This window comes from Lachnoanaerobaculum orale (assembly GCF_003862485.1).
GTDB lineage: Bacteria > Bacillota > Clostridia > Lachnospirales > Lachnospiraceae > Lachnoanaerobaculum > Lachnoanaerobaculum orale.
Genome location: NZ_RRCM01000001.1, coordinates 645,931 through 667,384, shown reverse-complemented (window position 1 = coordinate 667,384; position 21,454 = coordinate 645,931). Strand labels below are relative to the sequence as shown.

13 protein-coding genes, 4 tRNA genes, 3 rRNA genes and 1 pseudogene (1 of these 21 cut by a window edge) are annotated in these 21,454 nt (G+C 40.4%); 2 read left to right on the top strand and 19 right to left on the bottom strand.

Translation table 11 applies throughout. From position 1 onward, the window contains the following. From EHW90_RS03280 to EHW90_RS03235, 10 genes are all read right to left on the bottom strand, one after another. Nucleotides 1–2,847: ribosomal RNA gene (locus tag EHW90_RS03280) — 23S ribosomal RNA — on the bottom strand (it extends 142 nt beyond the left edge of the window). A 453-nt stretch (nt 2,848–3,300) separates the two neighbouring features. After that, a tRNA-Ile gene (locus tag EHW90_RS03275) sits at nt 3,301–3,374 on the bottom strand. Between the two features lie 147 nt (nt 3,375–3,521). Then, nucleotides 3,522–3,639: ribosomal RNA gene (rrf, locus tag EHW90_RS03270) — 5S ribosomal RNA — on the bottom strand. A 198-nt stretch (nt 3,640–3,837) separates the two neighbouring features. Next, nucleotides 3,838–5,478, bottom strand: a 16S ribosomal RNA gene (locus EHW90_RS03265). The 16S, 23S and 5S rRNA genes sit together here with 3 tRNA genes alongside, the layout of an rRNA operon. Before the next feature lie 179 nt (nt 5,479–5,657). Then, nucleotides 5,658–5,746 (bottom strand) — tRNA-Ser (locus EHW90_RS03260). Nucleotides 5,747–5,803: 57 nt separating this feature from the next. Continuing rightward, nucleotides 5,804–5,889: transfer RNA gene (locus tag EHW90_RS03255), tRNA-Ser, on the bottom strand. Nucleotides 5,890–6,066: 177 nt separating this feature from the next. Then, the gene (locus tag EHW90_RS03250; protein WP_243113901.1) at nt 6,067–6,483 is read right to left on the bottom strand and encodes a hypothetical protein; all 417 of its coding nucleotides are present in this window, start codon (nt 6,481–6,483) and stop codon (nt 6,067–6,069) included. A 60-nt stretch (nt 6,484–6,543) separates the two neighbouring features. Next, nucleotides 6,544–7,836 (bottom strand): UDP-N-acetylglucosamine 1-carboxyvinyltransferase, encoded by a 1,293-nt coding sequence (locus tag EHW90_RS03245; protein ID WP_060930452.1) that lies wholly within the window; start codon nt 7,834–7,836, stop codon nt 6,544–6,546. A gap of 111 nt (nt 7,837–7,947) precedes the next feature. Then, nucleotides 7,948–10,200, bottom strand: coding sequence for a hypothetical protein (locus EHW90_RS03240; RefSeq protein WP_243113900.1), 2,253 nt, complete (start codon nt 10,198–10,200; stop codon nt 7,948–7,950). A 439-nt stretch (nt 10,201–10,639) separates the two neighbouring features. After that, nucleotides 10,640–12,595 carry a hypothetical protein gene (locus tag EHW90_RS03235; protein WP_243113899.1) on the bottom strand — a complete coding sequence of 652 codons (1,956 nt, stop codon included), beginning with the start codon at nt 12,593–12,595 and terminating at the stop codon, nt 10,640–10,642. A gap of 167 nt (nt 12,596–12,762) precedes the next feature. Here EHW90_RS03235 and EHW90_RS03230 point away from each other — a divergent pair, with 167 nt between their 5' ends. Then, nucleotides 12,763–13,335, top strand: a complete 573-nt coding sequence (locus tag EHW90_RS03230) for a TetR/AcrR family transcriptional regulator (protein WP_009447502.1) — start codon at nt 12,763–12,765, stop codon at nt 13,333–13,335. Between the two features lie 36 nt (nt 13,336–13,371). Here EHW90_RS03230 and EHW90_RS03225 read toward each other — a convergent pair whose 3' ends face one another. From EHW90_RS03225 to EHW90_RS03185, 9 genes and pseudogenes are all read right to left on the bottom strand, one after another. Beyond that, complete coding sequence (locus EHW90_RS03225) at nt 13,372–14,850, bottom strand: DUF438 domain-containing protein (RefSeq protein ID WP_124951198.1); 1,479 nt, start codon at nt 14,848–14,850, stop codon at nt 13,372–13,374. A 142-nt stretch (nt 14,851–14,992) separates the two neighbouring features. Further along, a complete protein-coding gene (locus tag EHW90_RS03220; protein ID WP_040458510.1) occupies nt 14,993–15,574 on the bottom strand; it encodes a TerD family protein in 582 nt (193 codons plus the stop codon). A gap of 135 nt (nt 15,575–15,709) precedes the next feature. Next, a complete protein-coding gene (locus EHW90_RS03215; RefSeq protein ID WP_124951196.1) occupies nt 15,710–16,069 on the bottom strand; it encodes a YccF domain-containing protein in 360 nt (119 codons plus the stop codon). A 41-nt stretch (nt 16,070–16,110) separates the two neighbouring features. Then, the gene (locus EHW90_RS03210) at nt 16,111–16,425 is read right to left on the bottom strand and encodes an HIRAN domain-containing protein (RefSeq protein ID WP_124951194.1); all 315 of its coding nucleotides are present in this window, start codon (nt 16,423–16,425) and stop codon (nt 16,111–16,113) included. Between the two features lie 76 nt (nt 16,426–16,501). Beyond that, on the bottom strand, nt 16,502–17,491 hold the full coding sequence (locus EHW90_RS03205; protein ID WP_009447508.1) for a helix-turn-helix transcriptional regulator: 990 nt from the start codon (nt 17,489–17,491) through the stop codon (nt 16,502–16,504). A 19-nt stretch (nt 17,492–17,510) separates the two neighbouring features. After that, nucleotides 17,511–18,236: an NAD-dependent protein deacylase gene (locus EHW90_RS03200; protein WP_124951192.1), complete on the bottom strand. Its 726-nt coding sequence runs from the start codon at nt 18,234–18,236 to the stop codon at nt 17,511–17,513. 40 nt (nt 18,237–18,276) lie between these two features. Further along, nucleotides 18,277–18,694 (bottom strand): annotated as a pseudogene (locus EHW90_RS03195) (YjdF family protein). Nucleotides 18,695–18,965: 271 nt separating this feature from the next. Continuing rightward, a tRNA-Arg gene (locus EHW90_RS03190) sits at nt 18,966–19,037 on the bottom strand. 97 nt (nt 19,038–19,134) lie between these two features. After that, nucleotides 19,135–20,553: an alanine/glycine:cation symporter family protein gene (locus EHW90_RS03185; RefSeq protein ID WP_124951188.1), complete on the bottom strand. Its 1,419-nt coding sequence runs from the start codon at nt 20,551–20,553 to the stop codon at nt 19,135–19,137. Nucleotides 20,554–20,722: 169 nt separating this feature from the next. On the opposite strand from EHW90_RS03185, the gene EHW90_RS03180 reads away from it, so the two are divergent. After that, a complete protein-coding gene (locus tag EHW90_RS03180; protein WP_040458513.1) occupies nt 20,723–21,418 on the top strand; it encodes a L,D-transpeptidase family protein in 696 nt (231 codons plus the stop codon). Nucleotides 21,419–21,454: the final 36 nt, after the last annotated feature.

The window sequence follows — 21,454 nt, the reverse complement described above, 5'->3', positions numbered from 1 at the left end:
TACATTACTGTACTTACATCTTGGCCCTATCTACCTCGTAGTCTTCAAGGGGTCTTACTGTTTTCACATGAGATATCCCATCTTGAGGGGGGCTTCACGCTTAGATGCCTTCAGCGTTTATCCCGTCCCGACATAGCTACCCTGCCATGGAGTTACTCTCCAACAGGTACACCAGCGGTCAGTCCGTCCCGGTCCTCTCGTACTAAGGACGGCTCCTCTCAAATATCTTACGCCCACGCCGGATAGGGACCGAACTGTCTCACGACGTTCTGAACCCAGCTCGCGTACCGCTTTAATGGGCGAACAGCCCAACCCTTGGGACCTGCTACAGCCCCAGGATGCGATGAGCCGACATCGAGGTGCCAAACCACTCCGTCGATGTGAACTCTTGGGAGTGATAAGCCTGTTATCCCCAGGGTAGCTTTTATCCGTTGAGCGATGGCAATCCCACTTTATGCCACCGGATCACTAAGTCCTACTTTCGTACCTGCTCCACCCGTCGGTGTCGCAGTCAAGCTCCCTTCTGCCTTTGCACTCTTTGAATGGTTTCCGACCATTCTGAGGGAACCTTCGAGCGCCTCCGATACTCTTTCGGAGGCGACCGCCCCAGTCAAACTCCCCGTCTGGCATTGTCCCCCGGCCGGATAACGGCCGCAGGTTAGAAATCCAGCAATACAGGGGTGGTATCCCAACGGCGACTCTGCATAAACTGGCGTCCATGCTTCTTAGTCTCCCACCTATCCTGTACGAGTATTACCGAATCCCAGTACCAAACTGGAGTAAAGCTCCATGGGGTCTTTCCGTCCTGGCGCAGGTAACCAGCATCTTCACTGGTACTTCAATTTCACCGGGTGCATTGTTGAGACAGCGCTCAAATCATTACGCCTTTCGTGCGGGTCGGAACTTACCCGACAAGGAATTTCGCTACCTTAGGACCGTTATAGTTACGGCCGCCGTTTACCGGGGCTTCAATTCAAAGCTTCGTTTCCTGACTTCTCCTCTTAACCTTCCGGCACCGGGCAGGCGTCAGCCCATATACTTCACCTTGCGGTTTCGCATAGACCTGTGTTTTTGCTAAACAGTTGCTTGAGCCTTTTTTCTGCGACCACTGTTTCCAGTGGCACCCCTTCTCCCGAAGTTACGGGGTCATTTTGCCGAGTTCCTTAACAATGCTTCTCCCGCCGGCCTTAGGATTCTCTCCTCATCTACCTGTGTCGGTTTGCGGTACGGGTACATATAACACAATAGCGGCTTTTCTTGACGGCTCCCTAACCGACTTCCCTACTAATTTTCGGTACGCATCACGATTTCCCCTTGTATGGTGGGTTTTCCTCCCATACAGGTACTTCGCTTGCCCCGGTTTTTGTCCTCCCGGGTTCGGTTTTAGTCTCCGTGTCCCCACAGTTCTGATTATATGTAGTACAGGAATCTGTACCTGTTATCCATCGACTACGTCTTTCGACCTTGCCTTAGGCCCCGACTTACCCTGAGTAGATCAGCTTTACTCAGGAAACCTTAGATATTCGGCCAAGAGGATTCTCACCTCTTTCTCGCTACTCATTCCGGCATTCTCTCTTCTTATTACTCCACCATTCCTTTCGGTATGGCTTCTACGCCTCTAAGAATGCTCCTCTACCAATGTATTACTACATTCCCAGGCTTCGGTGTTGTGTTTAGCCCCGGACATTTTCGGCGCAGGACCTCTCGACTAGTGAGCTGTTACGCACTCTTTTAATGTATGGCTGCTTCTAAGCCAACATCCTAGCTGTCTTCGAAATCCCACATCCTTTTCCACTTAACACACACTTTGGGACCTTAGCCGTAGGTCTGGGCTCTTTCCCTTTTGACTACCCAACTTATCTCGTGTAGTCTGACTCCCGTCAATCATCTAGCCGGCATTCGGAGTTTGATATCTCTTGGTAGGCTTTGACGCCCCCGCAAAAATTCAGTGCTCTACCTCCGGTAGACTAATAACGAGGCTAGTCCTAAAACTATTTCGAGGAGAACCAGCTATCTCCGGGTTCGATTGGAATTTCTCCCCTATCCACACCTCATCGCCACCCTTTTCAACGGATGTGCGTTCGGTCCTCCATTCACTTTTACGCGAACTTCAACCTGGACATGGATAGATCACCCGGTTTCGGGTCTACACATACTGACTGAATCGCCCTATTAAGACTTGGTTTCCCTTCGGCTCCGTATCTTTAATACTTAACCTCGCCTGTACATGTAACTCGCCGGACCGTTCTACAAAAAGTACGCGGTTCACCTTTCGGTGTTCCACAGTTTGTAAACATAGGGTTTCAGGTTCTTTTTCACTCCCCTCCCGGGGTTCTTTTCACCTTTCCTTCACAGTACTATACGCTATCGGTCACTGACTAGTATTTAGCCTTGGGGGGTGGTCCCCCCTGCTTCCCACAAGGTTTCTCGTGTCTCGTGGTACTCCGGATACTGCTGGATTCAATATATTTTCCCTTACACGGCTCTCACGCTCTTTGGCCCGCTTTTCCAAAACGGTTCAGGTAATATATCTTACTCGTATTGCAGTCCTCTACCCCGCAGTGCACGCACCACGGTTTGGGCTCTTACGATTTCGCTCGCCGCTACTTTCGCAATCACTGTTGTTTTCTTTTCCTCCGGCTACTTAGATGTTTCAGTTCACCGGGTTCCCCTCTGTACGTTATGTATTGGCGTACAGATACTTGGAGTTTATCCAAGTGGGTCTCCCCATTCAGACATCTGCGGATCACTGAATATGTGCTTCTCCCCGCAACTTTTCGCAGCTTGTCACGTCTTTCTTCGGCTGTCAGTGCCTAGGCATCCACCCTACGCTCTTTATGTTTAACCTCTTAAATCTTTTAGATTTAGTGTTTATGTATGACACTAGCGTGTATCATACACTATGTTTAAAAATTTATTTTTGTTATTTAAAAATATTAACCTTTCGATTAATATCCTCGGATGTCTAATTATAAAATATTTATATAATTTCTCGTTTGGTATGCAGTTTTCAAGGTACATCATGCAGAGAACTTCTCTGCAAATGAGACTTAAAGATTCGAACTTCAACATCTTTCATCCTTTCCAAAGGAATATCTGATGTAGTATCTCTTTATGGAAACACCATCATCTCGTTTCACTCGATGAGGTGTGCTTTTTCACTAAGATTCAAGCTTCGCTTCGCTCGCTTTCATCAAGTGTTTTTATGGAAACACCATTGCTTCGCTACGCTACGCAAGGTGTACTTGTTTTCTAACCTCAGACTTCGCTTTCGCTCGTCTTCGCTAAGAAAACAATGTATGGGCTTAAGTGGACTCGAACCACCGACCTCACGCTTATCAGGCGTGCGCTCTAACCGGCTGAGCTATAAGCCCTTATTATTAAATTTTCACCAAGACTCAAGCTTCACTCGCTTTCATCAAGTGTTATATGGTAACACCATCATCTCGCTTCGCTCGATGAGGTGTGCTATTTTTCTAAATTCGAACTTCGCCTTGCTCGTTCTCATTAAGAAAAATATGCAGCGGCATCCACCTACTCTCCCATACCGTCTCCAGTATAGTACCATCGGCCGACCGGGTCTTAACCATCGTGTTCGGAATGGGAACGGGTGTGTCCCCCGGCCGCATCGACACCGCTAAGTTTTAGCAGTACCAATCTAATTTAGTACTAAACAGTACTCACAACCCTTACTTGAAACCTTCATTAGGTAACACCATCATCTTATTCGATGATAGGAAGTTCTATCATACTCACTTCGTTCGTATGAAGAACTGCTTTTTCACTAGAATTCAAACTTCGCCTTCGGCTCGTTTTCATTAAGTGAAAAATGTATAGAAAGGAGGTGATCCAGCCGCACCTTCCGATACGGCTACCTTGTTACGACTTCACCCCAGTTATCCTCCCTGCCTTCGGCAGCTCCTTCCCACACTGCTAAACATAACTACTGCTATTCTTTATATCATATAAGAATACTCACTCATAAGCCTGGCGGCTTATTCCCTCGTATTCTTATCCCAGCTTTATGTTTACCAGTGTGGGTTAGGTCACTGACTTCGGGCATTGATGACTCCCATGGTGTGACGGGCGGTGTGTACAAGACCCGGGAACGTATTCACCGCAGCATTCTGATCTGCGATTACTAGCGATTCCAGCTTCATATAGTCGAGTTGCAGACTACAATCCGAACTGAGACGTTATTTTTGTGATTTGCTTGACCTCGCGGTTTCGCTTCACTTTGTTTACGCCATTGTAGCACGTGTGTAGCCCAAATCATAAGGGGCATGATGATTTGACGTCATCCCCACCTTCCTCCGGATTATCTCCGGCTGTCTCGTCAGAGTGCCCATCTTACTGCTGGCTACTGACGACAAGGGTTGCGCTCGTTGCGGGACTTAACCCAACATCTCACGACACGAGCTGACGACAACCATGCACCACCTGTATCCCTTGTCCCGAAGGACTAGCCTCATTACAAAACTATTCAAGAGTATGTCAAGATTTGGTAAGGTTCTTCGCGTTGCTTCGAATTAAACCACATGCTCCACCGCTTGTGCGGGTCCCCGTCAATTCCTTTGAGTTTCATTCTTGCGAACGTACTCCCCAGGTGGAATACTTAATGCGTTTGCTTGCGGCACCGAAGAGTTTACCTCCCCGACACCAAGTATTCATCGTTTACTGCGTGGACTACCAGGGTATCTAATCCTGTTTGCTCCCCACGCCTTCGAGCCTCAACGTCAGTTGTCGTCCAGTAAGCCGCCTTCGCCTCCGGTGTTCCTCCTAATATCTACGCATTTCACCGCTACACTAGGAATTCCGCTTACCCCTCCGACACTCAAGCCAAACAGTTTCCAAAGCAATTCATGGGTTGAGCCCATGCATTTCACTTCAGACTTGCTTCGCCGTCTGCGCTCCCTTTACACCCAGTAAATCCGGATAACGCTTGCCCCCTACGTATTACCGCGGCTGCTGGCACGTAGTTAGCCGGGGCTTCTTAGTCAGGTACCGTCATTTTCTTCCCTGCTGATAGAGCTTTACATACCGAAATACTTCTTCACTCACGCGGCGTCGCTGGATCAGGGTTTCCCCCATTGTCCAATATTCCCCACTGCTGCCTCCCGTAGGAGTTTGGGCCGTGTCTCAGTCCCAATGTGGCCGTTCACCCTCTCAGGCCGGCTACCGATCGTCGCCTTGGTGAGCCTCTACCTCACCAACCAGCTAATCGGACGCGGATCCATCTTATACCTATAAATATTTTACCCCTGCACCATGCGGTGCTGTGGTCTTATGCGGTCTTAGCGGAAATTTCTCTCCGTTATCCCCCTGTATAAGGCAGGTTATCCACGCGTTACTCACCCGTCCGCCACTAAGTCTACTAAAATTCCGTCCGAAAACTTCCTTTTAGCAGCTTCGTTCGACTTGCATGTGTTAAGCACGCCGCCAGCGTTCATCCTGAGCCAGGATCAAACTCTCATATAAAAGTTTAATCTAGCCTGTCGCTAGCTTGCATCTGTTTTCACAGATCTACTGTTTTTTAAAGGTTTTAAATTCTGTTCGAATCTAAACGTTGTTATTCTGAAACTTCATTGATTATTGAAATAATCAAGAATTTTTTCAGGGTTGTGTGTACTGTTTAATCTTAAATTATCATGGTTCAACGCAGAAGGAGGGATTTGAACCCTCGCACCGCTATTAACAGCCTACTCCCTTTCCAGGGGAGCCCCTTCAACCACTTGGGTACTTCTGCTTGGTTGCGAGTTATCCTTCTTCTGTTTACTTTTTCGCCTTTAGGGCAAAAAGTAAGCGGAGAGGGTGGGATTCGAACCCACGCGCCCTTGCGGACAAACGGTTTTCAAGACCGCCTCGTTATGACCACTTCGATACCTCTCCGTAACTGCCTCATTATAATATCGCACCAAGCGAATAATGTCAAGCATTTATTTTTATTTTTTCAAAAAAATTTTACACCGGGGCAAAGCCTTGTATTTATAGACTTTTTTCAGAATATCATCCTTATCTTCACTTATCAATATCAAATATATTTAATATCAAATCAATACATATCCTCTAATACACCTCATATACTATATCTTCATCGGCATGAAACTCCTCATCAAATTTAACGATCAAATACAGCTTACCTTCCGGAGATTCACACGCATAATAACACATTCCAAAGCAATCATAACATTCACTCTTATCAAAACAAATATCACTAAGTTTTAATATATTGGTATCTTCGTCTTTATGTTTCTCTTTTATAATATTCATTGCTTCTTTATCAAGTCTCTCAAAATCCCTTATTATCCTTTCAATAAAGTATCCTAAACCTGATAACACTTCATCCTCACTGTAACCGCAAAAATCAAAGTTTATCTCTTTTCCGGATACATTACCTTTAAAGTAAATGACATTGTCATTGTTATACCAATCTTCGCCCTTGCAAATATATAATAAATCATCTTTTTCCATATGATCGTTCACAAAATCCTCTCATATAGGTTTAAAAAAATTGCGGACAGCTACACCGTCCGCAAAACATTCTTATACAACCTTAATATTGAACTTTCTGGCTTCAACTTCACTGTCCACTTCCTTTATATCGGCACCAAGTGATGCAAGTTTGCCCTCAAAGTCCTCATAACCTCTTTTTATATACTTAATATCGTCTACAGTAGTCTGTCCTTCCGCAGCAAGACCTGCCAATACAAGTGCCGCACCTGCACGCAAATCAGGAGCCTTCAGTGCCGCCCCCCTCAATTTGCTCACACCGATAACCATAGCGGTATTACCCTCTACTTTTATATTTGTACCCATTCTTGCAAGCTCATCCACATATTTGAATCTGTTTTCAAAAATGCTCTCTACCACAAGACTGCTGCCGCTTGCAAGTGCCAGCGCTGTAGTTATCTGCGGTTGCATATCTGTAGGGAATCCCGGATATGGCAATGTCTTGATATTTGTAGACTTTTGATTGTTCTTTGCAATAACTCTTATCGCATCATCAAACTCTACAACTTCACATCCCATCTCCATAAGCTTTGCACTTATGGCTTCCATATGTTTCGGTATAACATTCTTAACTGTAATATCTCCCTTTGTGATAGCCGCGGCACACATAAAAGTACCTGCCTCTATCTGATCCGGAATTATAGAGTATCTGCTGCCGTGCAAAGCTTTTACGCCTTTTATCCTTATTACATCAGTTCCTGCGCCCTTTATATCGGCACCCATACTGTTTAAGAAATTAGCCACGTCAACAATATGCGGTTCCTTAGCCGCATTTTCTATAACTGTCTTGCCCTCTGCAAGTGATGCCGCCATCATAATATTTATAGTAGCACCTACAGACACGGTATCAAGGTAAATATCAGATGCCACCAAATCTATGGCATGAGCCTTCACTCTGCCTGACTCAATCTCTATCTCGGCGCCCAACGCCTTAAATCCCTTAAGATGAAGGTCTATAGGTCTTGATCCGATGTTACATCCTCCCGGAAGAGCCACTTCCGCACTCTTATATTTACCCAAAAGTGCACCTATAAAATAGTATGAAGCTCTGATTCTTCTTATAAACTCATCATCTACCAAAACATCCTTCACACTTGATGCATTGATTTTGACACTATGTCTGTCAAGTCTGTCAACGCTTGCACCGATAGCCTTGATTGCCTCAAGCATTACATTGATATCCTTCACATCAGGTAAATTATCTATATAAACATCTTCGTCTGTCATTATGGCTGCTGCCAAGATACCAAGCGCCGCATTCTTTGCACCGCCTATAGCAACTTCTCCTACCAATGGGCTTCCGCCGTTCATTATATACTGAGCCATTTTTCTCCTCTATATAAAACAATACAATTTTTTTTAAAACTTTGACCAATAAGTTACAAAAAAATCTTAATCTGTTTCTTTCTTTTTTATTACGATAGTAATTTTATCACATTACATACTAAAGGTAAAGAAACAAGAAAAGTCATTTTGCGTATTATTGAATATACTTTGCGCCTCATTTATATCTATTTTCTGTACACTTGCTGTATTTATATCATATACTGCGACAGTTTTAGAGTCATATGCAATTATAATTACAGGATTATTTATTGCGGTAAATGTAAACACCGGCTTCTTTGTTGTCACAAAATACATAGCTTCTTTAAGTGTTATACCTTGGAATCTTGTAAGCTTGTCATTCTCCCAATAGTTCACATAATCGGCCGCCTTTGACACGTCAAAATTTGTATTCGCCGAAGTATCCACCATAGCTCTCACATATACCATTATTCCGTTTCTTCTGACAAATCCCATATCATTGTATGCATCCTCTATAGCCTTTGCCGGCCCATCATATATACCTGTAAGCTTGGAATTTATATATACATAGTACATTTTCTGCAAATACGCTCTGTTCAGCTCTATATTGTACAAAACATTATTGCTGTTTACAGAAAGTTCCTTTGCATAAGAAACTTCACTCTCTATATACTTTGTAGTGTCTACAACATAGTTTTTACATCTGAAGTTATCGGTATACGATGATACTCTGGTGTCATTTGTTATAGACTTATTACTTATAATAGTATCTTCTCCGGCTCTTGTAAAGTTTGTGCCGTCATACTGATAAAGATCTATATGCACACGATTTCCGGATACATTTATATTGTCAATATATCTGTTGTCATAAGTATACTCCTTTTGCAACTCCAAAAGATTATTGTATATACTTACCTTTTCAAAAATATTTCCGGTAGACTTTCCGTTTATTGTACTTGAAACATTCTGCGCTTCAATAGCCACAACCAGATCACTGCCTATATATCCTATCGGTAACATTACCTCATTCGCATTGTCAAGCTGCTTGTTCTCTCCGGTAGCAAAGTTGTAGATATTAAGTCCGTCTCCGACATTCCATGAAATCAGACTTTTATCCTGACATATTGAATACTTTCCGTTTTCAAGATTCTCTGCAACCGTAACATAGTTTCCCGAGCCTATATCCAGACCTACCACCTTATCAAGAAGTTTCAGATAAAGCATACCGCTGTCACTTAAAAAAGCCAATTCATTTACAGACTCTTTCAGGCTTGCCGCATCCACATCAACCTTTACAAATGCCAGCTTTGAAACCTTTTTATCCTCCGAATACTTTAACAGACTCACGCCTACATCACCGATATGAGCATCGTCCACATTATATCCGTAGCTTAAAAAATACAGTCCGTCTCCAAACTTAAGCGGCAATATACTGTCATTATTACCTGCCGTATAAGCTAACTCAAGCTTTCCTTCTTTATTATCCGACAAAAACAACTTGTTATCTGCAAGGAATGCAATTTTTTCACCGCTCTTATTTGAGATAATATTGGAAGCCTTATTTCCTACACCCAAATCAAGCTTTTTGGCATACTCAAGATTTTTTGGCAGTCTTTGATTCATAGTTCTTGTATAGTCAAGCATATACAGTCTTTGCGCGCCTGCCTTACAGATAAAATTCTCTTCTATATTATAGCTTTTTCCGTCTGCATCCGCAGTGAAACCAAAATGTATCTCTCCTATCTTTCCGTTGTAATTTACAAGTTTCACTTCTTTCTCTGACGGGGTAAGCTTCATACCATTATAGCTCATCATCTCATAGTCGGACTTTAGTGTAACATACTCAAGCCCTCTTGCATTACCTGTACCGTCACTCTCCAAATACACCGTATTTTCTCTGGCATTGTTGCTGTCAAAGTTATTATTTGAAAATGTATTTGCCATATCTATAAGCTTTTTTGCAAAATCCGTATTGCTTCTTATTATTCTTGTATAGTAATTGAATGTATTTGTTTTTGTATACAATCTTAATTGTAAGAAATACTCCTTATTCTCTTCCATCAAGCTTGAAAGGTGCAAATCAAGTATATCACCGTCCACCTTCTTTTTATCTCCGCTTTCTACAAGTTCATTTGTATCAAATGTTCTGATACTGTAATCATAATCCTCTATTTCGGAAATATTTGCATCTACTATCCTAAATTTGATACTGAAATCATCAAGTACAAGTGATAAAACATTGTCACTTGCCATTGTATCCATCTCGTCACTGTAACCGTACATCTTGTTTATATAATAATCTCCAAGTACATTGTAAAGCCTCGGTATATTGGCATCGCTTTTTGCAACATCGTCCGTATCCGCACTACCTTTATTCTTTCTCAAAAATGAATACAATAAAAAGCCTGTCACCGCCAACAGAAAAACAAACACAAATATAATATATCTAAATTTTTTAGTTTTCATAAAAATCCTTATTCATCATCATTCTCTAAGATTGTAAAAACTACAATCACAAATGCATTATACTATACTTTCAACTCTACTTAAAATAATTTTTATTAAAAAAATGCCGTTTCAACAATTTTTCAATCGTTAAAACGGCAGTTCTTAAATCTTATTTACCTGATACAAAAGATCTTATAAAATCAAAAAGCTTCTTGAATATATTTCCGATTCTTTTTATAGGTGTCATATTGTCATCTTCATTTTCCAAGTCCACTACAGCGTCACTGTCACCCTTTTTTATCTCCTGTGTTCTTAGTACAACCTGTACTGAGTTCGGCTCAGGATTTTTATCGGATGTAAATGAGGTCTTTGTCGCCTAGGTATCAATCTTTAAAATATTGCTGTCATTTTCAAGTTCGTCAACCTTTTCATCCCAAACAGACTTCAAAGTATCATTTGACTGCTTCATAGTACCTGTAACTTTCAGCGCATCCAATGACTTATTTACAATCTCCATACTTGCACTAAGGCTGTCCTTTGTGCCTGCATTCAAAGTATCCTTTGAATTTTTATACATGTTGTTGATTGTATTTAGTGTATCGGCCGCCACATTTATATTGGTATCTACAGAGTTTATTATATTGTTTGCCGTATCAACAGCCGACAATGTACTGTCATGATATGAATTTACAGTCTTGTTAAGAGCGTTCATATCATCAATAATCTCTGTCAGATTGAGTGTTGTGACCTGTATGTCATCAATCATATCGGTGGTGTTGTTGGCCAGATCCTTACCTGTAAGTATGGAATCATTTAAGTTTTTTACGGCATTTACACCGTCCTTTGCAATTCGGGCATTTACGGCATCTATATATGCATTTGTTTCACCAAGCATTTTACCAAGACCCTGATACATTGCACTTGTGGAAGCCACTGCATTATGAAGTGAGCTGTAGTACAGACTCTCTGCAGTATTTCCGCTTGCACTTGATATCATATCTGCACCTGCAAGTCCTCCGTAGAGTTGTCTCAAACTTTGGTCCATAGAGTAAATATTGATATTTCCTGCAGCGTTTGATGCCGTGGCAAGCACTCCGCTTCCGTCTATCATCTGCTGCAACTGCTGTGCTTTTTTCTTTGAAAGTATCAGCTTGTCACTCAAATCATTCATAGAAGCTGCCGCCTCGGCCGTTTTGGCCTGATTCAAAAGATATCCTATATGGCTTATAGAGCTGTCCACCTCTCCCATACTGTCCGTCAAATCATAAAGCACCGGCTTTAAATCACTTACTCCCTTATCTATCTTATTTATATCTTTATTAAAGTCGTTCAATGCATTCTTTGATGTCACAAGATGCGGCACCATCTGTGATGTCGTATTTGCAAGTGAATTAAGGTTTTGTATAGCCGTATCGGTCTGTCCCGTTAAGCTGTCTCCATATGAATGTATAGTAGCCCTTGCCGACTGCAGCTCCTTTAACCCTCCGTTCAAGCTTTTAAGTCCGCCTCCCATAGAGTTCATCACATCAAGCAGTGCATTGCTGCTGTTATATATGGCATTTACAGAGTCCTTTATATCATCCTTTGCATCATTTATCTCTTTTATCTTATCAAGTGAATCCATAGTTGCAGGGACCATTGCCATCATAATACCTGCACTCTCAAAGCTGTCACTTCCTATCCTTATAGTAAAATCTTTTTCCTCTCCCGGAAATGCCATAAATAAAACTACAGTATTCTTACCCAGACTCTGTATCTGAGCTCCCGGAGCTTCCACGCTTAGATTCTTTGTCATATCCACATCCGTTCCAAGCATAAGAATCATATTGTTGTTTAAATAATCAGACTTTGTCTTTACAGGCTTTGCATTTATATTTATCTCAATCATACCTGATGCGCCTGCCAAGTTCTCAGCCTTTGTAGGAATACCGTTTAACTTATATGATACGTCAAAATTCCAAGGAAGTTCCAAATCGTTTGATTTCGGAGTGACCTCATAGTAAAACTTTTTAGAACTGTCAAGTGATGAAAAGCTCACCTGATTTGCATCAAGTTTCGGTGCGTTGTCTGAAGTCATATTTATAACATTGCTGTAATCTCCGTAGTCACTGAAATCGGTATAACCGTTTAAACTGACTCCCTTTACAATGCTCAAATCCTTTCTTGCGCCATAATAATCCAAGTTTGTATATACCGTTTCATCTACGGTTACCTGCGGTGCACCGGCAAAACCCGATAACATATTCAAAGATGTCATCAAAACAATCTGTGAAACCGCAACTCCCATTTTAGTCTTCTTTAATATATTTCTTTTAATATTCTTCTTATTCATCCTAACCGCCTCTATTTTACTATTGCTTTTTTCTATGGAAGTGATTATACTTTTAAGTACATTTATGTACAATAGTTAATTAAATGATATCAGTACTTTAAGCAACGATATTTTATTATCTGTTTATAAATATCAAATTTAATTGTACAATATATTTTGGAGGGATTATGAACGAACAAACATTGGACAGACGAGTACGAAAAACCAGAGCACAGCTTAGAAAATGTCTCAGCACATTGCTTGAGACTAAGAAAGTCCAAAACATCACGGTAAAAGAATTGGCTCAGATGGCGGATATAAACCGCGGAACATTTTATCTGCACTACAAGGATGTATACGATCTGCTTGACAACATTCAAAAAGATCTTTTAAAGGATTTTGAAAGTATTCTTACCTCTATAGCTCCGGATACCGACAATCTTGTTCCTTTTATTGAGGCGCTGTTTTTATTCATATATAAGAACAAAGATATGTCAAAGATATTTTTACATGAGGATTTGGAAGCAAGCTTTTCAAGTGAACTGAGAAGTAAACTTCGTGTATGTGTTTTTAATAAGTATAAAGCATTTATCAAGCAAAAGAATATGCCTTACTTTGAATTGTACTACGATTTTATCATATCGGGAACCGTAGGTCTACTTGTCAGATGGGTTGACAGTGAATTTGAGATGTCTCCTCACGAGCTGGCTGTACTTACAAACTCCTTTATACAGAGCGGACTTACAAATATTATCGCATAGAAAAAGGGCTTATGATTATTCATAGGCCCCAAATTTTTATGCTTCTTCTTCAAAATGCTTTCTTGCAAAATCCATATCCTGTACTATCTCCATAGTTCCCAGGTATTTCCCGTTCTTATCTCTTACCGCCATATATTTTATAAGCATATCCTTGCCGTTTTTATTCAACCATACAGATACCTCATCCTGAGTTCCCGATTTGAAGCTGCCGATAATTTCTCTTACCATAGGTTCAATCTTCGGCGGATGACATGAATACACATCTCTGTCAATAGCCATAAGAGGCCTTTTAAATGCTTTCGGAGCATCATTTTCGTTAAAGAATCGGTTTATATCGTTCTCATCCACAAATGTAATCTCAAAAGGCATGGTATTAAGCATTGCAATAAGCTGCTCTTTTGTAAAATGGCCACCCGGCAAAACTATCTCACCGTCTATATCGTCAAACTCTCTGTTCAGATTTTCTGCAAGTTCAAAACTTTCAGGCACCACACCCAAACAATTTTCATAGTCCTTACTGTCAAGATATATATTTATCCAGTCTTCACCTGTAAAATTGGCCGCACAGATAGGAAATAATATATTTTCCTCCTTATAAATCATCTCCTTTGCTCTTGTCAGTAAAGCTTTTATATCTTCTACCCACTTCTCATCCTCTTTATCAACGGCAAACAGCCTTGCAAGTTCGTCCCTTATCTCATCATCCACAGACCACATTACGGTGGCAGGTCCTGTGACATTGTACTTCGTCTTTAAAAGCGGGTACAAAAGATCTCCCTTTTTCGCATAATGTATTGAAAGTTCCCTTATCTTTTTCAAAAGTTCTCTGTCTACAGTATTATTATCAAGCTTTTTTTCAAATTCATCTATATAATTTTCAAGATTCTTATTCTCTTTTGTAAAAGTATTAAGCGGATGCCCCACAGTATCTACAAGTTCCTTTGTATCCGCCCCCGCACCGCCTGCAAGGTCCAATGTCTTTTCTATCTCACTTGTCTCATTCTTAGTAGAACCATGAAACAGTGCCGAATGAACATCACAAAGTTTTTGTACCTCCTGATAAGGCATTCCTGACTCCATAAGTTCCTGCTCGGCTTTCATTATTTCACTTGAATCTACAGACTCAAACCTTTCTTTAAAATCTTTTTGAACGGACTCAAGTGACTCACCGTTTGAAAGTCTTAAAAGATATTGCTTTATAAGCTCGGTACTGTTTGCATCATCCTTTGGCAAATCCGAACCTTTTTTTGCTGCTTTTAGCGTATCTTCCTCTTTACTTTCTTTAGAGTCTCCCTCTATCTCATAACCGTGTTCTGCAAAGACTTCTTTTATCTTCTCAAGCGGAATCTTTTTCATCTTTGAACCCTTGTTCACTGTAATAATTCTGCCCATAGAATTCAACATCACAGGATTTTTTATATCCGCAAATCCCAGACTTGCAAATATATCAATAAAATCAGGATACTCCTTTGCAAGTTCATAAACCGGTTTATCTAAATCAAGTATTTTACTCATACATTTCTCCTTCTCATCTAAGTTAGTATATCCTAATTATATTATTAAAGAAGAATTTTTTCAGTATTATTTGTTACAAAAAATATTTTTATAAAAAAGGATCGGCACATAAGCGCCGATCCTAAAATGTATCAATATTTCTTTATTCCGCATCAATGCCGTACATATTGCAAAGTGCCGCAAGTCCGCCCTGATAACCGCTGCCTATGGCATTGAACTTCCACTCGTCGCCGTTTTTGTACAGCTCTCCGAATACTACGGCTGTCTCTATTGAGAAGTCCTCTCCAAGGTCATATCTTAAAAGCTCTTCACCTGTATTCTCATCAAAAATTCTTACAAATGCGTTTGAAACCTGACCGAAGTTCTGTCTTCTCGCCTCAGCCTCGTAGATAGTAACGGTAAATGCAATCTTTGTAATCTCAGCCGGAACCTTTGACAAATCAATCTTGATCTGCTCGTCATCTCCGTCACCTGCACCTGTAAGGTTATCTCCAAGGTGAGTTATGGCACCTGAAGGATGACTGAGATTACCGAAGAATACAAAATCATTCTGACTTGCAACCTTGCCTGAATCCGTAAGGCAGAATGCTGCCGCATCAAGGTCAAAATCCGAACCTGTATCATATGCGTTTGTGTCCCATCCAAGACCTACCACTACATTCTTTAAACCCGGATTACCCTTTGTAAGACTTACTTTTTGTCCTTTTTTTAAACTAATTGGCATACTAACCTCCTGAATATATAATGTTGTTGTCTACCATATACAACAATACATTATTTTCACTAATTTCTTTGCTTCAATGATATATCAAATATAGCTTTTTTTCAATTAGTCAATAATAATTTAAGAATGTTGTAACTATATTACAGTAGCACCGAAAGGCATAAGTGACAGCTTTGCAAGTTTGAAAAACTGCTTGCCGAAAGGAATACCTATTATCGTAATGCAAAGCAATATCCCGACAACCGCATGAGCAAACGCCATCTCTATACCGATAAAAATCAGCCAAATGATATTTGCAAGAAAGCTGAATCCGCCCCCGCCATATATTACCTGCTTGCCGAAAGGACAAAATGCCAAACCTGCAAACTTAAAGCACTGAAGCCCGAGAGGTATACCGATAACGGTAATACAGCATAAGCATCCGGCAAGTATCCAAGAAATACCGCTTAAAAAGCCTCCGAAAATCAACCACAAAATATTACCCAAAAGACTCATACAAACTCCTTAATATAAATAGTTTAAAATATAACTGCTGTCTATATGTAATCAATCAAAGACTTCTTTGAAACCTTACAAATAACACCTTTCTCAGTCTTAAAGACCACCTTTACAGTTGCGCACTCACCTATCTTGTCATACAGCCTGCCGGCACTCATAGACTCTCCAAGTACAGTATACGGGCTGTTAGCCACATAACCTATCTTGCCTATGCCCTCACAAAGCACCTTTATAGCTTCTTTGTCAAACTCGTTGTCAGGCTCCTTCTCCAATACAAGCTTCATACCCCTTTCCAAAAAATCATCTCCGAAGTAGTGCCTTGTTCCTGTCAATGTGATATAAACCTTTCCCATAATCTTCTCCTATCGAATATTTTTTATAGCTAAAATATATCATTTAAGCTGTCCGTTAAAAATACCCTCAAAGATATTACTCATATTTTTTCAAAAATTCCTTTGTATACTCCTTTATTTCATCCACCACTTCCTTAGGTGAAATAACAGTCACATCTTTTCCCAGGCTGAAAATCCAGCCGAAAAACTGCAAGCTTACATTGATGTCCGCTACCAACTCGCTGTAGTCTTCATCAACTTTCATAAAGAGTATATCTTTTCCGAATCTGTCTATGAATACTCCGCACATATGATTTGCAAATCTGATACATACCTTTTTCTTGTCTCCGTGATACATACCGAAAGTCGCCTTTGAGTACTTTGCCATATCAAAGTTTTTAAACTCTTCTTTGCCGGCTCTTTCCTCTTCACATATACATATGTTCATCATCTTGTCTACACGATAATGCTTTATTTTGTGATCCCAGTCGTCAAAGGCAACCATGTAGTAGTTTTCATCATCCCAAAGCAGCGCCCACGGACTGACTGTAAAAAAGCTGCCGCCATGCCTTGCAACCAGTTTTTTATCAATATCCCATTTATAGTACTTGAATTTAATCTTTTTATTCTTATTGATTGCCGTGTGTATATCGTCCACATTGTAATACACACTCTCATTCATAGTCTTTACACGGTCATTTATAAAAATCTGCCTCTGCAACTGCTTTGCCTGATGCTCGCTTACAAAGTTTTTCACTTTTGCAATAAGTATCTTTGACTTCTTTTGTGTAATAAACTTTGCCGACTGCACGGCATCTATTAAAAGCTTGACCTCCGCCAGTTCAAACTCTCTGCCTGCTATATGGTAAAAAGTCTCTCTGCCTTTTTGTTCTTTTAATATTTCAACACCGAATTCACCCATATCCTTAAAGTCTTCATAGATACTCTTTCTCTCGGCACTTACTCCATATCTGCCAAGTTCATCAAGTATCTGTGCCATAGTCAGACTGTGTTCGTCATCAGTCTTTTCAGCCATCAGCTTCATAAGATATGTAAATTTGAACTTTTGATTGCTCCCCCTTGCCATAAGGACTCCTTTATCTTTATTATACTTCTATTCCGCTCATTATCTCTCCGATAGGGGCATTCACATAAAGCTCGGCATTCACCGCCTTTGCGGTATCCGACTTATTTATTACTACCAGATGCTTTCCTCTGAAATAGTCTATAAAACCTGCCGCCGGATATACCACCAGTGACGTTCCTCCTATAATAAGTGTATCTGCCGCTGCTATAGCTCTTATCGCAGAATTTATTACATTCCCGTCAAGTCCTTCTTCATACAGTACCACATCAGGCTTTATCATACCGCCACAGCTGCAATACGGTATTCCTTTTGAATCCTTTACATATTTTGCATCATAGAATTTGCCGCATTTCATACAGTAGTTTCTATGTATGCTTCCATGCAGTTCATACACAATCTTGCTTCCTGCGGCCTGATGTAATCCGTCTATATTTTGTGTCACCACAGCCTTAAGTTTCCCCGCCTGTTCAAGCTCCGCGAGTTTATTATGTGCGGCGTTAGGCTTTGCATCAAGGCACATCATCTTCTCTTTATAAAACTCATAAAAAACCTCAGGATATTTCATAAAGAAGCTGTGACTTACCACCTGTTCGGGAGAATACTTATACTTTTGATGGTAGAGTCCGTCCGCACTTCGAAAATCCGGAATACCGCTCTCGGTAGAAACTCCTGCTCCACCGAAAAACACTATATTGTTACTGTCATCAATTATTTTTTGAAGCTTAGTCTTTTCATTTTCATACATATAAACACCCGCTTTCACCTACAAACACTTGTACTTAATATTAATGTCCCTTATGTTTTTTTCTTTTCTTATACTGTTTTAATAAAAATCTCTTAAGTTCATCCGCCTCTTTTTCTTCTCGCCTTCTTACCTTACTTTCCTTCTTATTCTGTTCATGTTGCGATTTTAATGCAAGTTGCGATTTTGTTCCTATACCGGATACTTGCATCTGCTTTCTTACATCACGTTGAGCTTTCTTCGGATTTGTTCTGTCTTTCTTTATCTTTGTTTCAACAGCAGGGCTGAATACCAAACTGTAGTAATTTTTTATTATGTAGTCTAATACCTCATAGCCCTTAGGCTCTGCACCGAAAGTTACTTTTGATACAATAAGAAAGTTGTTTTCAACATGCTCAAACACACCTACCCAAAACGGATTTTCAAGAAAACACAGTTAACTTGACATTTATATCATTCATTGCCATCCCTCCAATTTCTTTACAAAGAACGGACAACCCGGAGGGGCAGGTTACTTACCCTATATAATTATAGGACTGCCGGGCTACCTACCGGCTATAGCACAATAAATGTACATTGCGTTTTTATCTTTGCTTATATAATCAAGATTAAACTTGACTGTTCGCTATTATTTTCTCATATAATAAATAGTTATTCAATAAAAATCAAACTTTTATAAACAACAAAAAACGATAATGACAAGCATCTATCACAAGTCATTACCGCCAAAAATGTTCCCTGCGGGAATCGAACCCACAATTACAGCTTAGGAGGCTATCGTTATATCCATTTAACTAAGAGAACTACTATTTGAATTTCCACAACATAAAAAGTATACAACAAATGTACACTTCTTTCAAGCTGTTTTTATAGCGGCAGCACTTAGCCGCCGCTATAAAAACTATTTAAGTTGCTTATGTACACCTCTTTCAAAGAAGGAATTCGTCTCACTGACCACTACTTTGCTTAGCGCAATCAAAGCTATAAGATTCGGTATTGCCATCAGTCCGTTACATATATCGGCTATAGTCCAAACCGCCTGAACGGTCATATATGGTCCGATAAAAATACAGGCAATATAAATCCATCTATATACAGTAATTGCCTTAGGTTTATTGCCTATTATATATTCAAGACATTTCTCGGAATAATAATCCCAACCTAAGATAGTGGTAAAAGCAAAGAATACCAAACAGATCATAAGTATAAAAGCCGCTACTTTGTCAGGGAAAGGTAATCCCATCTGAAATGCCTTTGTAGTGACAGCCACGCCTTCAAGTCCCATGTCCCATGCACCTGTAATAACTATTGAAAGACCTGTCATTGTACATATAATAATGGTATCTATAAAAGTTCCAAGCATGGAGATAAGTCCCTGACGAACTTCTTCCTTTGACTGTGCCGCAGCCGCTGCAATAGGTGCACTTCCAAGTCCGGCTTCATTTGAGAAAATACCTCTTGCAATTCCCTTTTGCATAGCAACGATCATAGCTCCGAACATACCGCCTCCAAAGGCTCTGAGTCCGAATGCTCCCTCCACTATCTCCACCAATGCGGCAGGTATCTTTGTAATGTTTAATCCAAGTATAATAAGGACAACCAAAACATATACCATCGCCATAAAAGGAACTACCACCTGCGCCACATTTGATATTCTTTTTAATCCGCCAATCAGAACAAGTGCCACAAATACGGTAAGTATAATACCTGAGATAACAATTGTAATAGAATAATCTCTTCCGAACAGATTTATATAATGTACACTGTCAGCATCAAAAAAATTACCTACAGCACTTGTAATACCGTTTATCTGTGTAAAAGTACCTATACCGAAGAGTCCGACCATTATACCGAAAACGGCAAAAATCTTTGCAAGCCATCTAAACTGCTTTCCCATTCCGTTCTCAATATAGTAAAAAGGTCCGCCTATTATATGTCCGTCCTTTTCTACAACTCTGTACTTTACCGCAAGCAGACATTCCGCATACTTTGTTGCGGTTCCTACAATAGCAGCCATCCACATCCAAAACAATGCTCCGGGACCGCCTGAAACTATTGCCGTTGCGACACCTACAATATTTCCGGTTCCTATCGTAGCTGAAAGTGCAGTACAAAGCGCTGCAAAGCTTGATACTTCACCGTTTCCGTCTTCCTCATCTGATGAAAACATATATCTGATTGCAAGAGGAAATCTTATTATTTGCAACCCTCTAAGTCTTACAGTCAAAAATACACCTGTTGCCAAAATCAAAATGATAAGCGGCAATCCCCAAACGAAATTGTCAACCTTTCCCAAAAAGTCAGTTATAGCATTTAACATATATTACCTCTCCTTTTACTTTAGTATGTTACCACATTACAGTAAAATATGCATCTGTTTTTTACATTCTTTGAAACAAATATTAATTTTTTCTTTTTCGGTTGACTAAGCCGCTTTAAGCATTATAAAATTATATTTAGACTAAATTTTGAAGAAAGAATGGAAGAATATGAAACTTATAAAAAAAATATGTGCGGCATTTGTTGTAATGTCCACACTGCTTGCAAGCACAAGTGTAAGTGCCTATGCCGCCTTACCTGTGGAAAAGCTTTCCGTATCAAAAACCGCAAATCACATTATACTTATTGTCGGACATAAGAACAATAAGAATAAGGTAACCGTAAACGACTATACAAAGTCAAGCGACGGCAAATGGACCAAAAACTGGTATGTCAACGGCATCGCCGGTACCAACGGTATATCTACCCAAAAGAGTGAAGGAGATAAAAAGACTCCTGAAGGCGTATTTAACGCTATGTTCGCCTTCGGACTTAAGGACAATCCCGGAAGCCTGCTTGAATACAGAAAGATCGGTGACGGTGACTACTGGGTTGACGACTCAAACAGCGCCTACTATAACACTTGGGTAAATACCTCCAAAGTGAAGAAAGACTGGGCTTCAGCCGAGGACCTTAAGGCGGCTTATCCTTTCTACAACTATGCTTTGGCACTGAACTATAACACCGAAGCCGTACCGGGTAAGGGCTCAGCCATCTTTATCCACTGTACAAAGACAGACAATGACACATCATCGGCAGGTTGTATAAGAATCCCTGAAGATTATATGAAAAAGCTTGTAAACGGCGTAGATGCCAATACAAAGATCGTGATAATACAAAATGTAGATAAGCTTTCAAGCTACTAATAAAAAGACGTACCGATTCGGTACGTTTTTTATTGT

Excerpts from the sequence above, each read along its gene's own strand:
- EHW90_RS03185 (WP_124951188.1), bottom strand. The coding sequence starts at position 20,553 with ATGTTAAATGCTATAACTGACTTTTTGGGAAAGGTTGACAATTTCGTT.
- EHW90_RS03180 (WP_040458513.1), top strand. The coding sequence starts at position 20,723 with ATGAAACTTATAAAAAAAATATGTGCGGCATTTGTTGTAATGTCCACA.
- EHW90_RS03210 (WP_124951194.1), bottom strand. The coding sequence starts at position 16,425 with ATGGGAAAGGTTTATATCACATTGACAGGAACAAGGCACTACTTCGGA.
- EHW90_RS03215 (WP_124951196.1), bottom strand. The coding sequence starts at position 16,069 with ATGAGTCTTTTGGGTAATATTTTGTGGTTGATTTTCGGAGGCTTTTTA.
- EHW90_RS03230 (WP_009447502.1), top strand. The coding sequence starts at position 12,763 with ATGAACGAACAAACATTGGACAGACGAGTACGAAAAACCAGAGCACAG.
- EHW90_RS03205 (WP_009447508.1), bottom strand. The coding sequence starts at position 17,491 with ATGGCAAGGGGGAGCAATCAAAAGTTCAAATTTACATATCTTATGAAG.
- EHW90_RS03220 (WP_040458510.1), bottom strand. The coding sequence starts at position 15,574 with ATGCCAATTAGTTTAAAAAAAGGACAAAAAGTAAGTCTTACAAAGGGT.
- EHW90_RS03225 (WP_124951198.1), bottom strand. The coding sequence starts at position 14,850 with ATGAGTAAAATACTTGATTTAGATAAACCGGTTTATGAACTTGCAAAG.
- EHW90_RS03200 (WP_124951192.1), bottom strand. The coding sequence starts at position 18,236 with ATGTATGAAAATGAAAAGACTAAGCTTCAAAAAATAATTGATGACAGT.
- EHW90_RS03235 (WP_243113899.1), bottom strand. The coding sequence starts at position 12,595 with ATGAATAAGAAGAATATTAAAAGAAATATATTAAAGAAGACTAAAATG.
- EHW90_RS03245 (WP_060930452.1), bottom strand. The coding sequence starts at position 7,836 with ATGGCTCAGTATATAATGAACGGCGGAAGCCCATTGGTAGGAGAAGTT.